Source organism: Mucilaginibacter sabulilitoris, assembly GCF_034262375.1.
Lineage (GTDB): Bacteria > Bacteroidota > Bacteroidia > Sphingobacteriales > Sphingobacteriaceae > Mucilaginibacter > Mucilaginibacter sabulilitoris.
This window is the reverse complement of sequence record NZ_CP139558.1, coordinates 724,400-740,271: the sequence shown is the minus strand read 5'-3', so window position 1 is coordinate 740,271 and position 15,872 is coordinate 724,400. Positions and strand designations below refer to the sequence as shown.

The 15,872-nt window shown below is 43.1% G+C and carries 11 protein-coding genes; 4 read left to right on the top strand and 7 right to left on the bottom strand.

The annotated features are described in order from the left end of the window. Window positions 1-165: 165 nt before the first annotated feature. The 4 genes from SNE25_RS03290 to SNE25_RS03275 all read right to left on the bottom strand — a co-directional run bounded on the left by SNE25_RS03290 (window position 166) and on the right by SNE25_RS03275 (window position 5,153). Window positions 166-2,301 (bottom strand): carboxy terminal-processing peptidase, encoded by a 2,136-nt coding sequence (locus tag SNE25_RS03290; RefSeq protein WP_321563664.1) that lies wholly within the window; start codon window positions 2,299-2,301, stop codon window positions 166-168. Between the two features lie 186 nt (window positions 2,302-2,487). Beyond that, window positions 2,488-3,111, bottom strand: coding sequence for a tetratricopeptide repeat protein (locus SNE25_RS03285; RefSeq protein ID WP_321563663.1), 624 nt, complete (start codon window positions 3,109-3,111; stop codon window positions 2,488-2,490). 148 nt (window positions 3,112-3,259) lie between these two features. Next, window positions 3,260-4,102, bottom strand: a complete 843-nt coding sequence (locus SNE25_RS03280; RefSeq protein WP_321563662.1) for an isoaspartyl peptidase/L-asparaginase — start codon at window positions 4,100-4,102, stop codon at window positions 3,260-3,262. Between the two features lie 130 nt (window positions 4,103-4,232). Further along, window positions 4,233-5,153, bottom strand: coding sequence for a cyanophycinase (locus SNE25_RS03275; protein ID WP_321563661.1), 921 nt, complete (start codon window positions 5,151-5,153; stop codon window positions 4,233-4,235). Window positions 5,154-5,400: 247 nt separating this feature from the next. On the opposite strand from SNE25_RS03275, the gene cphA reads away from it, so the two are divergent. Further along, entirely contained in the window at window positions 5,401-8,028 is a 2,628-nt protein-coding gene (cphA, locus tag SNE25_RS03270; RefSeq protein ID WP_321563660.1) for a cyanophycin synthetase, read from the top strand. Window positions 8,029-8,132: 104 nt separating this feature from the next. On the opposite strand, the gene SNE25_RS03265 is transcribed toward cphA, so the two are convergent. Next, window positions 8,133-8,786 carry a DNA-3-methyladenine glycosylase family protein gene (locus tag SNE25_RS03265; protein ID WP_321563659.1) on the bottom strand — a complete coding sequence of 218 codons (654 nt, stop codon included), beginning with the start codon at window positions 8,784-8,786 and terminating at the stop codon, window positions 8,133-8,135. A gap of 199 nt (window positions 8,787-8,985) precedes the next feature. Here SNE25_RS03265 and SNE25_RS03260 point away from each other — a divergent pair, with 199 nt between their 5' ends. The 3 genes from SNE25_RS03260 to SNE25_RS03250 all read left to right on the top strand — a co-directional run bounded on the left by SNE25_RS03260 (window position 8,986) and on the right by SNE25_RS03250 (window position 12,740). Continuing rightward, window positions 8,986-10,266, top strand: a complete 1,281-nt coding sequence (locus SNE25_RS03260; protein WP_321563658.1) for a replication-associated recombination protein A — start codon at window positions 8,986-8,988, stop codon at window positions 10,264-10,266. A gap of 244 nt (window positions 10,267-10,510) precedes the next feature. Then, window positions 10,511-11,986, top strand: a complete 1,476-nt coding sequence (locus SNE25_RS03255) for a DUF5687 family protein (RefSeq protein ID WP_321563657.1) — start codon at window positions 10,511-10,513, stop codon at window positions 11,984-11,986. A 1-nt stretch (window position 11,987) separates the two neighbouring features. Further along, entirely contained in the window at window positions 11,988-12,740 is a 753-nt protein-coding gene (locus SNE25_RS03250) for an ABC transporter ATP-binding protein (protein WP_321563656.1), read from the top strand. A 206-nt stretch (window positions 12,741-12,946) separates the two neighbouring features. Here the strand turns inward: SNE25_RS03250 and SNE25_RS03245 are convergent, their stop codons facing one another. Further along, complete coding sequence (locus SNE25_RS03245; protein WP_321563655.1) at window positions 12,947-14,245, bottom strand: IS110 family RNA-guided transposase; 1,299 nt, start codon at window positions 14,243-14,245, stop codon at window positions 12,947-12,949. A 254-nt stretch (window positions 14,246-14,499) separates the two neighbouring features. After that, window positions 14,500-15,747, bottom strand: a complete 1,248-nt coding sequence (locus SNE25_RS03240) for a TlpA disulfide reductase family protein (RefSeq protein WP_321563654.1) — start codon at window positions 15,745-15,747, stop codon at window positions 14,500-14,502. Window positions 15,748-15,872 lie beyond the last annotated feature (125 nt).

Here is a 15,872-nt window from a genome sequence, read left to right as displayed (position 1 = left end):
TAAACCTACAGAATGCGAATTAGTTTGCCGCCCTGCCCTGAGGGGAGCCTTTTTGATGTACCGGGCTATATCTTACTTTAAAAGCATAAAACAACAAAGCCCGGCTCCAAAAGAGCCGGGCTTAAATATTTCTAATTCAAAAGCTCCCCCTTTAGGGGGGTGGGGCTACTGCGGCGTTACGCTGGTTAGTTTAGGCTCCAGGCTAATGTAATCAGTGAGGATCTGTCCTGCTTCGCGTTTTACAAAGTCAAGATCCTCATTCTTTGGCTTGGCCTGACCCTTTTTCAGCGCCGGTAAACCTAAGGCAATGCGGCGAAGGTTATTACGATCCAGAGATTTTTTTTCATCAGAGTCGCGCTGCTTTTTCAAGTCTGACTCATTCAGGGTAACACTGTTTTCAGCGTCATGCTTTTTAAAGTCGGCAATATCTTCCTCCATGTATTTATAGCTGTCGCTAGTGGCCATTCGCTGATCGTGCAGTTTTTTAATCTGAGGTAAAACACCTGTAAAATCGCCCACCTTGGTATAATCGGTTTTCGCGATGATATCAAAAGGCATGGCTGATGGTTCGGTGTCTTCGCCATATTTATCAAGCGGTATTAATGACGGGAACTGAATATCGGGCATTACACCTTTATGCTGTGTTGAATTACCACTAATGCGGTAAAACTTAGCTATAGTTAAGTTAAGCTGACCATAAGTGCTCTGGCTGCCGGTAGTTACTTTTTTATTGCCGCCGCCCGCCAGCTGGTTAATTTTATCGCGGATTGGCGAACCTAACACACGATCAAGGTCAATAGCGCTCTGAACCGACCCTTTACCATAGGTTTGTGTACCCATGATCAATCCGCGACCATAATCCTGTATGGCGCCTGAAAATATTTCTGAGGCCGAGGCGCTGAACCTATCAACCAAAACCGCCAGAGGGCCCGAATAGGTAACAGCCGGATCATCATCTTTATCTTGCTCAATTTGATCTTTAGTATCACGAACCTGTACTACCGGTCCTGTTTTTATAAACAATCCCGTAAGTTCAATAGCCTCCATTAAAGAGCCACCACCGTTTTCGCGGAGGTCAATCACAACACCATCAACGTTTTCGCGTTTCAGTGAATCCAATATTAGTTTAACGTCGTGGGTGGTGCTTTTATAATTAGGGTTACCAGCTTTATAATCGTTAAAATCAATATAGAATGCAGGAATAGCAATTACACCTATTTTAACTGTTTTGCCATTGCTGTTGTAAGTGCGGATTTCTTTTTTGGCAGATTGATCTTTTAAAATGATCTTTTCGCGCACCATTTCCACAATTTTGGGCTTGCTGCCCGCACTAGCGCCTGCTGGTAATATTTCGAGCCTTACCACAGTACCTTTAGTGCCACGTATTATGGCTATAGCATTTTCAATACGCCAGCCAACTACATTCTGAAACTCGCCGGCTTTGCCTTGTGCTACTCCAACAATGCGATCATCAATATTTATTTGATGGCTCTTATCAGCCGGTCCGCCCGGAACTACTGTTTTAATGGTTACATACTCATTCTCAGACAGCAGGGAAGCGCCAATACCCTCTAACTGGCGCGACATTTCGATGTTGAAATTTGCTGCGTTTGATGGGTTAAAGTAATTGGTATGTGGGTCAATGGCTTCGGTAAAGGCATCCATAAAGTATTGAAAAACATCCTGATTGGAAAGCTTATTGGCTTGCGACAATAAATTTTGATAGCGTTTTTTCAATGTTTCCTTATTTTTAGCCATATCGTTGCTGGCCAGTTTCAGGTTAAGCAGATCGTATTTTACACGCTGCGACCACATGGCATCCATTTCTGCCTGGTTAGCAGGCCATGGCAGTTTATCGCGGTCATAAACAAACGATTCATTTTTATTAAAATCAAAGTTTTTATTTAACTGCGCCAGCGAGTAATTTACATGCTCAATGTATCGTTTCTGAAAAACGTTAAATATGTAAAAAGCGTCATTTAAGTTGCCACTTTTCAGGTCGTCATCCAGTACAGTTTTATACTTATCAAACTCTTTTATATCCGACGCCAAAAAATAGCTGTGATTTTCATCAAGCGCTTTTATATAGCGGTCATAAATGATGTTTGATATAGAATCATTCAGATCAACTTTCTTATAATTATAATTTGATATAAGGGAAGCAACTTGTTTACAAACAATACTTTGTTGCTCGTCGGGTTGCAGATCGGTTGAACCGGGGACTTTTATAGGTTTTGACGGCGATGCTTTACAAGCGAGTGCAGCGGCCAGCACCAATACTAAATATACTTTCTTAAACATATCTTTTACTGTAGTTAAATCAGGGGTTTTGTAAAACATCAATACTCGTGCCTATTATTAGTTTGCTAATGTAAATAAAAAGAGACAGTGATAATACTGTCTCTAAATTACAATAACAATTATACGATAATGTTTTACTTGTAGTATATAAGCATCAGCATTTTACGCTAATGTTACACAAAAAAATCATTTTATAGCTGGTTTCGGGTCAGTATCAGTAGTTTCCGCGTACCGAACTTCGGTTTTCAGGGTATTCTTGTTGTCCTGCAGATAGCGCATTTGCTTGTCAACCGCAGCAACATCCATGCTTAAACCAAGTGAACTGGCTAAATTGCGGGCCTCTACCAGATCTTGTTTAGCCTGCATAAAATCGCCATAACCGGCTTTAACCGCGGCAAGATTTATCAGATTTGTAATGGTATGCCGATTATCGTTTTGCTGGCGCGATATCTGTAAGCTTTGCAGTAAATACCATTTAGCTTCAGATAGCCTGTTTTGTTTCAGGTACATTTGCGCAAGGTCGCTAAAGTTATAGCTGGCCGAGTTGTAAACCCTGAAACGCATATTATGCTGGGCCGTTTTCATTACCGATGCCTCCATCAGGTACATCGAATAGGGCGTACGCTCAATACGGGCGTAAGTGATCTTATCATTAGGAATACGGGCAACGGGTAATTTTTTAATAGAGTTATCCTTCAAAAGAGCAATCTGCGGATAGCGGGTATGCTTTCTGAAAGGATTATACTTATACCACTGCGCAGACGCAGAAAAGCTAAGCGAACATAAGATTAGTAGTAAAATAAACCTCATTTATTGTTTTTGAGCGGGTTTAAATAAATTAATCAGTAAACAAATATAATAATATATTATAGTTAAGCAATACCTGTAACAGGCTAATTACCAAACCAGCCCCTTTTAACGCAAAACCTAATATAATGTTATAATTAATTATTTTAATTTATTCAAAAACTTCAATATCGCCATCATGAAGCGCCCAAACCATATAAGGATGGGTATCTGCATGGTAAATATGACCGTCGGCTGATATTCCTATGATGCCAGCAAGGCCGTTAAATGGCTTTAGTTCATCAAGTGTTTTATGGGTAGCTGCCGATATGGGCGAGCCATCAGTAACACGTGTAACAATTTTTGTAGCTACAGAACCGCTCACTATGTCTTCGCCTACTCCGGTACATGAAACAGCGGCATAAGCATTGGCATAATTACCCGCGGTTGTAGCAGAATCGCTAACCCTGCCAGGTATTTCAAAACCTTTGCCGCCTGTTGAGGTGGCCGCGGCCAGGTTGCCGTAAATATCAAACGCCACACAGCCAACGGTGCCCAATCTTATAGAATCGCTCAGCTTTTGCTCGTACTCATGGCGGCGCTGCGGTGTTTCGGGATTGTAATAACCTATGCCATTATTCGTGGCAAAATCACGGGCTCCTTTACCACTTAAAACGCGGTCGTCATAAGCCATCAATTTTTCGGTTATACAAATGGGGTTTTTTACATCCTCAATGTTAATAACGCCAGAAAAGCGTTGGGTTTTACCATCCATTAAAGAGGCGCTTAAACGTATCTTGCCGTCGCTCTGTATCTGCGAACCGGTGCCTGCATTAAAAAGTTCACAATCTTCCAGCAAACGCACCGCATAAACCACCGTTTCGAGTGCACTATGCGTTTGCAGATATTTATATCCTGCCTTCACTATATCCCTTAAAGCCAGCTGCTTGGCCTGCTTTACTTCCTGGTTGGTTTGCGATTCGCTAAAGAAACCGCCGTGTATAATGATCTTCATTTCGAACGGAGTTAGTTGATCCAAAAATGCACCCTTTCATGCCGGGTTTATTTTCGGTATCTCACAGATGTAAATGTCTAACTAAAATAACTCAGGATAATATATCTTTATTAACAACAGAATGGGCGTATTATTGCAACAGGTCGTTATCCGGCGCATGTATAAAAACACCTTCCTCTACTTTAACTGTCTTTTTAATGATCAAACGTTGTTGTGCAAGGTCATATTTATCAAAAATAGACATTACATGTACCTTCAAACTATCAATAGAAACCGGCGAACCAATGGCAACATCATAAATATTGGTTGCCACAATATTGCGGCCATCAACCAAAATAATAAGGCCTGAGCCAATCGCTTCCATCATATTGCCATCGGTAACAAGCAGGCCGGTATCTTCGCCCAAACCAATACCTAAAATACCAGGATTGGTAGCTACAGCATACATTAAACGGCCTATACGGCCGCGTTGTACAAAATGTGTATCAACAATAACCGAGTCTATAAAACCAAGACCTGCGGTAATCTGCACCTCTCCCTTAATAAGCGCTTCATTGCTTTGCCCCCTATAAATCATATGGGTTGACGCCGCAGCAGCCCCGGCCGATGTACCGGCCACAAGAAAATTTTCATGCTGATAACGGTGCTTAAGGATCTGTAAAAATTCGGTGCCTCCAAAAATTGCGGTAAGCCTGAGCTGGTCGCCACCGCTAAACATCACTACATCAGCTTTACGGATACGGTCGAGATAAGCTTCATTCGCCGCATCTTCGCGACCTTTAATATGCAGTACATTTACATTGGTAACATTTAGCTGGCCAAAAGCTTTGATATACTCATCACCTACCAGCTCCGGAATTTGCGATGCTGTAGTTATCACCTCAATTAAAGAGCCTTCATGTTTAGCTGACTCTGTGATTATGCGCCTTAAAATGCCCTGTTCAAAAAATTTAATATAATCGGGCTGCCTTATGTGCTCCTGGATAGTAACGTTACTCCCCATATCAACCGCGCCGCCTATAATTATTAGTTTTCCTTTCGGGACAATCATAATTTTTTATATTTAGTTGATGGCGTTAATCAGGGTGGATCAAGCGCATCGGGTTAATAAATCTTTTCCTGTTTATTAACAAATCCTGAACTTAATCAACTTAATCCAACCCAATCAACCAATTTAAATTACAAATTACGATAAAAACCCGCACAAACGCAGACTGTTGTGAACATTTAATGCCTTTTTACCTTATAAGTTTTATTTACACTGTTAAGTTTTATAGTTTTAAGGAAATTAAGCCGGTATGAAGATCGAGAATATTCAAGTATTGCGCGGACCAAACATTTGGAGCATCCGTCGTAAAAAATTAATACAAATGCGGCTTGACCTGCAGGAGATGGAGCATAAGCCCACAAATGAAATTGAAGGATTTTATGAGCGCCTGGAGAAACTACTACCCAGCCTTTATACTCATCGCTGCTCCCCGGGTGTACCCGGAGGTTTTTTTCAGCGGGTAATTGCAGGCACCTGGATGGGCCATGTTATTGAACATGTAGCACTCGAAATTCAAACACTGGCCGGCATGGATACCGGCTTTGGCCGCACCCGCGAAACCAAAACAAAAGGCGTATATAACGTAGTATTTGCTTACCTGGAAGAAAAAGTTGGTGTTTTCGCGGCCGAATCGGCAGTACGCATTACGGAAGCATTGATTAAAGGAGAAGATTACGATCTGGAACCCGATATACAGCAAATGCGTGAGATACGGGAAAATACCCGCCTCGGGCCGAGCACCGGCTCTATTGTTGAAGAGGCCATTGCCCGCGATATTCCCTGGATCAGGCTCAATAATCAATCATTGGTGCAGTTGGGCTATGGTAAAAATCAGGTTCGTTTCCGCGCTACCATGACCGAAAAAACCAGCAGTATTGCCGTTGATATTGCCAGTAATAAGGACGAAACCAAACGCATGCTGCAGGAACAGGCTATACCTGTTGCCAAGGGTATTACTATTTCGTCGGCCAGCGGGGTGGCCGAAGCTATACGCAAAGTGGGTTTCCCGCTGGTATTTAAACCGCTTAATGGTAATCATGGCCGAGGGATATCTACCAATATAAAAACCGAAGAAGCTGCCATGGAGGCCTACGAACACGCGGCTAAAATATCAAGCCGGGTAATAGTAGAGCGTTTTGTTACGGGTTATGATTTCCGGGTGCTGGTGATTGACAATAAAATGGTGGCTGCTGCCCTTCGCGACCCTGCCCATGTTATTGGTGATGGCACATTAACTATACAGGAGCTGATAGACAAGGAAAATGCTGATCCGCGCCGTGGCTACGGACATGAAAATGTGCTTACATTAATTGCGGTTGACCGTGACACGCTTGATCTGCTGGAAAAGATGGGTTATACCCTTGAAACAATTCCTGAAAAAGGCGAAAAAATATTTTTAAAGTCAACCGCCAACCTGAGCACCGGCGGCACATCTGTTGATGTTACTGACCATATACACCCGCAAAACATTTTCATTTGCGAACGGATCTCAAAAATTATTGGTCTGGATATTTGCGGTATTGATATTATGGCCGAAAACCTGACCGAGCCACTTACAGAAAACGGCGGAGTGGTGCTGGAGGTTAACGCGGCACCGGGTTTCCGGATGCACATAGCACCAAGCGAGGGTTTGCCACGCAACGTTGCCGGGCATGTGCTGGATATGCTTTACCCAACCGGTAAATCGGCCCGGATACCGATCATTGCCATTACCGGTACTAATGGTAAAACAACGACAACCCGCCTTATCGCTCACATTGTAAAAAACAATGGCCACCGGGTAGGTTTTACCACATCTGATGGTATTTACGTGCAGAATAACATGATGCTCAAGGGCGATACTACCGGCCCGGTAAGCAGCGAGTTTATATTGAAAGATCCTACGGTTGATTTTGCCGTACTGGAAACCGCCCGTGGCGGCATCCTGCGCTCAGGTTTAGGCTTTGGCTTTTGTGATATAGGTGTGGTAACTAATATTCAGGAAGATCATTTGGGTCTGGCCGATATTCATAGTCTGGATGATTTGGCGAGGGTAAAAAGCGTGGTACTTAACTCCGTAAAAAAAGATGGCTGGGGTGTTTTAAATGCCGATAATGAGCATTGTGTACGCATTGGTAACAAGGCCGATTGTAATATCGCCTATTTCAGTTTGAATGAAAATAACCCAATTATTAAATCGCATTGCCGTAAGGGTGGTATTGCCGCCATTTGTGAAAACGGTTTTATCACCATACAAAAAGGCGACTGGAAAATACGCGTACAACGCACTATCCTGATTCCGTTAACCTTTGGCGGCACTGTGCCCTTTATGATTGAAAACGTATTGGCCGCCACACTTGCCTCGTTTTTATGGGGATTTAAAACTGAGGATATTAAAATGTCACTGGAAACCTTTATTCCGTCGGCAGCACAAACGCCGGGACGTATGAACATTTTCGAGTTCAGGGATTTCCGTTTCATGATTGATTTTGCCCACAACCCTGATGGTTATAACGGTATCAAGGAGTTCTTGAAACATATTGATTCGCCTTTAAAGATTGGCATTATAGCCGGCACTGGCGACAGGCGCGACGATGATATTCGTGAGCTGGGCAAAATATCAGCCGAGATGTTTGATTACATCATCCTGAGGCAGGAAAAACACCTGCGCGGCCGCACTGCCGAAAATATTATCAGTCTGCTTACAGAAGGTATCCGTTCTGTTGACCCTGACAAGGGTGTGGAGGTGATACCTAAAGAAGTGGATGCCATAAAACATGCCATGAGTTTAGCTAAACCCGGCACTTTTATCACTGCCCTGAGCGATGTAATAGATAACGCCATTGAAACCGTCCAAAACTACCAGGAACAGGAGAGGAATGGTTTGTTCAACGTTTAGCCCCCAAGCCCCCTAAAGGGGGAGTTTCTTGATTAGCATATTTATGCTTGCTTCAAACCTTGTCATCCTTCACTCCGCTCAGGATGACAAGGTTTGAAGTTAAATTATTTTTTTAAAGTCCTCTCCTTCGGAGAGGATTTAGGTGAGGCAAGGTAATAATGCCACAGCAACATACTCGCTATGGTACGGTACGGCGCCCATTGCCTGGCTATGTCAATAAGCTCTTCCCGTGTAGTTTCTTTTGGTAATTTTTTTACCCTTTTAAGGGCATTTACCGCTGCCAGGTCACCAATGGGGAAAATATCGGCGTGCTGCAGCACAAACATCAGGTACACATCAGCAGTCCAGTTACCTATACCTTTCAGGGCAGTCAGTTTGGCGCGAATTACATCATCCGGCAATTGCTCTAACTCTTTAAGGTTGATCTGTCCGCTGATGATCGCTTCGGCCAGGTACTTGGTATATATTGTTTTTTGACGGCTGAAATAGCAGGTCTTGAATTCTTCATCGGTAAGCAGCAGTACCCTTGCCGGGGTAATTTCTTGTATATATTCCTTTAACTTATTCAACGCCGAAAGTGCCGATGCCAATGACACCTGTTGCTCCAGAATAATGTGTACCAGTGTTTCAAAAGTATTTGGTCTTGACCATAATGGCGGATAACCATACGTGTCGATGATATCAGCCAGATCCGCATCGGCCGAAGCAAGTTCATCACAAATAGATCGGTAGTTGGATTGGTTAAACTGTTTAATCATAAGGTTGTTATTCACTATATTAAAAGTTCGTCATTGCGAGGCACGAAGCAATCTTCACAAAAGCAGATCAAATATGCAAAGTCAGTTCTGTATAGCTTAGAGATTGCTTCGTGCCTTGCAATGACGTGTAGAATAGTTAGCGCCGATAAATTACTAATTTTTTTAGGATTTAGCGTTTTGTTTTCTGAATTTTACCAATATGAACAATCTGCCTCCTTTAGCCGAACGTATGCGCCCAAAATCACTCGACGATTACGTGGGGCAAAAACATCTTGTTGGCCCGGGCGCTGTATTACGCAAAGCCATTGAGTCGGGCTCGTTGCCGTCTATGTTATTCTGGGGGCCCCCGGGGGTGGGTAAAACCACACTGGCTTATATTATTTCTCAATCATTATTCCGGCCATTCTTTGCGCTGAGCGCTATCAACTCAGGGGTTAAAGATGTGCGGGAGGTAATTGAAAAAGCATCACTATTAAAAGAACAAGGCGAAACACTGCCCATATTGTTTATTGATGAAATCCATCGTTTTTCTAAATCGCAGCAAGATTCCTTACTGGGCGCTGTGGAGCGAGGCATCGTAACACTTATTGGCGCTACTACAGAAAACCCTTCCTTCGAGGTAATATCCGCTTTACTATCACGTTGCCAGGTGTATATCCTGCAGTCGCTGGCAGAGGAAGATCTTATAAATCTGCTTGATAAGGCCATGAAGGAAGATGTGGTGCTTCAGGATAAAAACATCATCATTAAGGACTATGAGGCGCTGCTCCGCCTTTCAGGCGGTGATGCACGTAAGCTGCTCAATATTTTTGAATTGCTGGTAAACGCCTTTGACACTCCCGAAATAGTTTTAACCGATGAGGTGGTATTGGAACATGTGCAGCAAAACATGGCCCTGTACGATAAAACCGGCGAGCAGCATTATGATATTATTTCGGCCTTTATCAAGTCTATGCGGGGTTCAGATCCCAACGGAGCGGTGTACTGGCTGGCGCGTATGATAGTTGGTGGCGAAGATCCGCTGTTTATAGCCCGCCGTATGCTGATCCTGGCATCTGAAGATATTGGTAATGCCAACCCTAATGCTCTGTTATTGGCACAAAGCTGTTTTGAAGCAGTGAATAAGATCGGTATGCCCGAATCGCAGCTCATATTATCGCAAACAGCCATTTACCTGGCCACATCGGCCAAAAGCAATTCGGCAACAACGGCAATTGGTGCGGCCATTGCATTGGTACGCCAAACCGGCGACCTGCCCGTTCCGCTGCACCTGCGTAACGCGCCAACCAAATTCATGAAAAATATAGGTTATGGTAAAGACTATAAATATGCCCACAGTTATGAAGGCAATTTTACCGAGCTCGATTTTTTACCCGATGCCATTAAAGGAGCTCAAATTTACCAGCCGGGTAACAATGCCCGCGAAAATGAATCAAAAGAAAAGTTACGGAAACTCTGGGGCGACAGATATAAGTATTAGAGAAATATCAGGTAGTGAGCATCTTTTGTTCACGTTCATACCGCCGTGAACGACCACGAACACACATAAACACCTAATAATCAACAATTTAATAAATAGCCCTACTGACAAAACACTATCATCTCCTTTATCGCCTATACTTATTATATTTGAAAACAGGGATAAAAGTGTACAAGATGCCAATTACTTGATACTCGGCTCCAGTTTCATTACCTTCAACCAAAACTAATATTTAAGGCAGCACATGATATCTACTTTTATCAGGCACGAGTTAAAAGCCTTCTGGCGGTCAAAAAATACGGGTAAAAGCATAGCCATACGTGTGGTGATGGGCATTTTGATACTTTACCTGTTTCTTAACGTATTAGCCGTTGGTATTTTTTTAGATAAAATGCTGGAAGGTATTTTTCCGGATGACGATCTGGTAAAGTCATTCTGCGGTATAATCCTCGTCTATTTCCTGTTCGATCTGCTGTTTCGGCTGCAATTACAGGAGTTACCAACCCTTCGGGTACAACCTTATTTGCATTTACCCATTAAACGTAATACTCTGGTTCGTTATCTGGCCATAACGGCGGTTTTCTCTATGTTTAATCTTTGGCCATTCATCCTTTTTCTGCCCTTTGTTTTTAAAATTATAATTACAGACTCGGGTTTACTCGTTGCATTTGCCTTTGTTGTTGCCATTGCTGGGCTCACGGTTTTTAATAATTACCTCTCGCTGTACATCAAAAGAAAGTCGAACCTGAACGGATGGATATTCCTGATAGCGGCTGCTATTTTAATTCTGATTACCACGTGCGATTTCCGATGGCACTTTTATTCTCTCCACGATATTTCGTACGCTTTCTTCGGGCGCATAATTTCAAATCCGGCTTTTGCTATAATACCATTGGCATTAGGCATTGTTATGTATTATTTTAACTTTCTATATCTCAAACAAAACCTTTATCTCGAAGAGCTTACCGCGCATAAAATACAAAAAGATAAAAGCAGTACCGACATTCCTTTCCTTGCCCACTTTGGCGCAGTAGGCGATCTGGCAGCCAATGAGATCAAGCTTGTGCTGCGCAACAAACGCCCCCGTTCCGCGCTTATTATGGGTTTGTTCTTTATGTTCTACGGGTTGATATTTTACACGAATCCGCTACTCAATAAAAACTGGGCGGTTTTTGCAGGCATGTTCATGACGGGGATATTTATTATCAACTACGGACAATTCATGTTTAGCTGGCAGGGCTCGCACTTTGATGGCTTACTGGTAAGTAAAATAAGCTTTACCGATTTTTTAAAAGCCAAGTATTTGCTTTTTACCATGGTGTCAACAATTGCTTTTTTGTTAAGCACACCTTATGTATACTTTGGCTGGCGGATACTAATAACCCATTTAATCATGTACCTGTGGAACATTGGGATCAATACCACCATCATGCTGTTTTTCGCCAACCGCAATTTCAGGCGTATTGATCTGTCAAAAAGCGCATCGTTTAACTGGGAAGGCGTTGGCGCTACACAACTGTTGCTAACATTCCCGCTTTTAATTGCGCCTTATATTTTTTACGGACCATTTGCACTTTTTAAACATCAGGACATCGGTCTGGCGGTATTAGCCGGATTAGCAATAATATTTATACTCACCCGCAACTATTGGATAAAACAGTTGGAAGCAGATTTTTACACCAAACGGTACCAAATAGCCGAAGGCTTTAGAAACAAATAATATGATTGAAATAAAGAGTCTTAAAAAAATTTATAACGGCATTACCGTTGTTGATATACCACATCTGGAAATACGGAAGGGCGAAAGTGTTGGCCTGGTAGGTAATAATGGCGCAGGCAAAACCACACTTTTCCGCATGATCCTTGACCTGATACGCCCCGAAAGCGGTGAGGTACTATCAAACGGAGAGGTGGTTGCGGGGCACGAAAATTGGAAAAGCTACACGGCTTCATATCTGGATGAAGGCTTTTTAATAGACTACCTTACCCCCGAGGAATACATGTACTTTGTAGGCGGCCTGCACCAGCAAAGCCGCGCACAGGTTGACGAAACTTTAACCAAACTGGGCGATTTTTTTAATGATGAAATATTAAACCGGGGTAAATACATCCGTGATCTTTCCAAAGGGAACCAGTGTAAGGTTGGCGTAGCCTCATGCCTGCTGCAAAACCCGCAATTGCTGATGCTTGATGAACCCTTTGCCAATATTGACCCAAGCACGCAGTTCAGGCTTAAAAATATGCTGAAAGAGGCAAACCGGAGCCAGGGCATTACTACCATAGTTTCCAGTCATGACCTTAACCACATTACCGATGTGTGCGAACGCATTTTACTAATGGAAAGGGGCATTATTATTAAAGACATTGCCACCAGCTCATCAACATTAAACGAACTGGAAGATTATTTTGGTGTTGGGCAAACTGTGAGCGCCGGGACAGTCAACGTCAGTATTGATAAAGAAGAAAATCATTAGTCCGTTGTTGTTAACGTAACAGTCATCCTAAGCATAGCGAAGGATCTATTGCACATATAACAGGCGTATAACAGATTCTTTGTTATGCCAACTCATCATGTATTCGATCTTCAAGGTGTAAAGGCCTGTCAGTCTGAGCTTGTCGAAGACTCGAGCACAGAGGCCATGCTCATCATGCTTCGACGAGCTACCCATGACATAATAATTTAAGCAGGCACAAGTTCCATATTTAATTCAAGGGCGAGTCTTTCTAATCGCCTTTGTTTCTGTTCTTTAAGAATGTTCTCATACGAGTGAAGGCCCTTCTCTACAAAGTCGGCGCCTTTTACGATTAAACGCCAGTATTGAGCAGCCAGTTTTCTGGCTGTAGCTTTAATAGCTATCGCGGGGCCTTTTCTACCCCTTAATCTTCTTGCAAATGAACCCCAGCCGATATACTTGCTGTTCAATAATCCATGGGCCATCTGTTTGAATATTTGCCCAACGGTCGGCTTACCCTTGCTTTTACTTTTGTTTTTCTTTCCTGAACGGTCATGCCCCGGCGATAAACCAAGCCAACTGGTGAAATGTTTTTCACTTGGCCATCGGCTAAGATCCGAACCTACCTCTGTGTATAACTGTAACCAGTTGTAATCTGTAATACCCGGGAGTTTGGTCGCGTCTTTACCATCAAATATTTTCAACAAGTGATCCCCCAGATTATCGATATCAGGTTTGTTGTGACGGATCGCTTTGCGTTTCCCGCCGCTTATTCCCGGCGGTAGGCTCTTGTCCCTGTTGATCCGCTGTAAAACACTATCAATCTGACTGTCGCATTCCTGTATCTGACCCTGATAAAAACCATAGCCCTTATAGGCCTGACCCAAGGCAAAAAGCCCCTGGGCTGTATAATGGCCCTGCAAGGCCTTCAATAGTTCTTCTCCTTTATTCTCCCTGATCTTTTTATGGCACAGTGAAAACAACTTAGCAGGATCACGCTCACCCTGCAGTATCGCATCGATCAACGCCATGCCGCTTACTCCATGGACCTGGCTTAATACCTCCGGCAAACGGATATTCATTTCTATCAGTGCCTTCTGCATGTGTTGAACATGCATGGCCGCACTCCGAAGGTGATCCTCCCGAAGACGCTGATAACTACGCAATTCTTTGATATGCCCCTCTGAAACATAACAGCGGTTCAGTAAACCATAGCTATGCAACTGCTGTATCCACTGGCAATCCTTTACATCTGTTTTTCTGCCTGGTAACTGCCGTGTCTGCCGCCCGTCAACAAGCCACACATCTAATCCCGCATCCAAAAGAATATCATAAAGCACATACCAGTAAACTCCTGTCGCTTCCATGGCTACCGTACTTACTTTATGCTCCAATAAATAATGCTTAAGTGATACCAGATCACTGGTGAAAGTTTCAAACGAACGAACCGGCTGACTTTCAAGCCCCACGAATAGCTTACGGGCGCCTATATCTATGCCCGCTGCATGAAAATGCATCTTTTCCATCCTTATATCCTTTTTTAAGAAGCCGTGCCCGAAGGAGTTTAAAGAAAAGACAGGCTACCCATCGGACAAATCACTCTTGTAAGGATCGTACCATACCTTCAGACTCTATACTTCAGAACCATACTCAGCAACAGGCAATAAGCACTATAACTTGATCGGACACACTGCACGGCTCAGCAAAGCTATGTCATTTCTCCTTCAGAGGCCAAGGATTTAATCACTCAGCATGACAAATTAAAATTATATCAACTCCTTTATTTAGAAGCAGGCGCTCTCTCGGCCAGCAGATCATCTGTTAACTTTTCAAACTCGCTAATAAACTCGGTATAATGTTCGCCGGTACCGGGGCCATTAAAGCCGGTATGTATTTTACGCACATCGCCGCTTTTATCAATAATAATAGTCGTAGGGAAACCTACAACCTTAGCCAGCATAGGCAGGCTTTTGGCAGGCTCGCCCCTGCTGCTGGTGTATCCGGTTATTAATATCGGGTAATTTACATTAAACCTGTTTTTGGTTTGCAGCAATGCTTTCTTCGATTGTTCAAAATCCTTGGTACGCTCATAGGCCAAACCTATAACCTCTACCCCTTTAGGCTGATATTTTTTGTAGTAATTTACCATGTAAGCGGTTTCGTCCATACAGTTAGGGCACCAGGAACCCAATATCTGCACAATAACTACTTTGTTTTTATAACGGGCATCCTTCAGTGATACTTCTTTGCCGTTAAGATCTTTAAAGGTAAAATCTATCTTTTTATACCCTGGCTTAAGCGCGGTAAGCGAATAGGCATCAGGTAATTTGGCATTCTCGTCCTTAACAGCCTCCCATGATTGTACAGCGGTGGCCCCGGCATAAAACTTACCTTCGGTTATGGTTTGCGCATCTTTAATTGTAGCCGTAAAGGTGTAAGCATGACCGCCGTCAAAGCACGACAGGTACATTTTGTTGCCAGATACTGTTCCGTCTAAAAAACGATAATCGCCTGTAGTAGTTAAAAATGTACCGGTAAGGTGGTTGCCATCCTGTTTAAATTCGCCTACGGTAGTGTCCCGTCCTTCACCTTCACCCATGACGGCCGACCAGCGACCTGCTATATTAAAGGCTGGCTTATCGGGTGCTTTGATAAAGCGCCAGGCAGTGTTAGGCTCGGCTGTAAATTCAACGGTAGCGTCGCGTTCGCCCAGGTGCTTTACCCACTGGCCCTTTAAATTACCGGCATCCAATTTCAATTTAAACTCCGAATTAAATAAAGGCATGTGTATAAAAACCGAGTCGCCTTTACTGGTGACGTCCGTCACCTTAAATCTCTCGGTACCGTTTATAATAAACACCTGCTGTTTTCCTGCTGTATCCTTTACATCGAAATTAAAAGGGATCTCGGTGCCCGATGCTGTTTTAAGGGCGCCCCGCCATATACCTGTTTTGAGTTTTGTTTGAGCAAACGATACCTGCAAAATCAAAGCGAACGATAGGATGGCTATGATGGTTTTGTACTTCATTTTTAAAATAGTCTACTAAATAGATATACTTTGTCAAAAGTATAAAAAACAGCGAACTATTTCAACACTATTTTGGCATCAACTAATCCTCTCCAAAGGAGGGAACTTTAACTTCGCAATCTTGA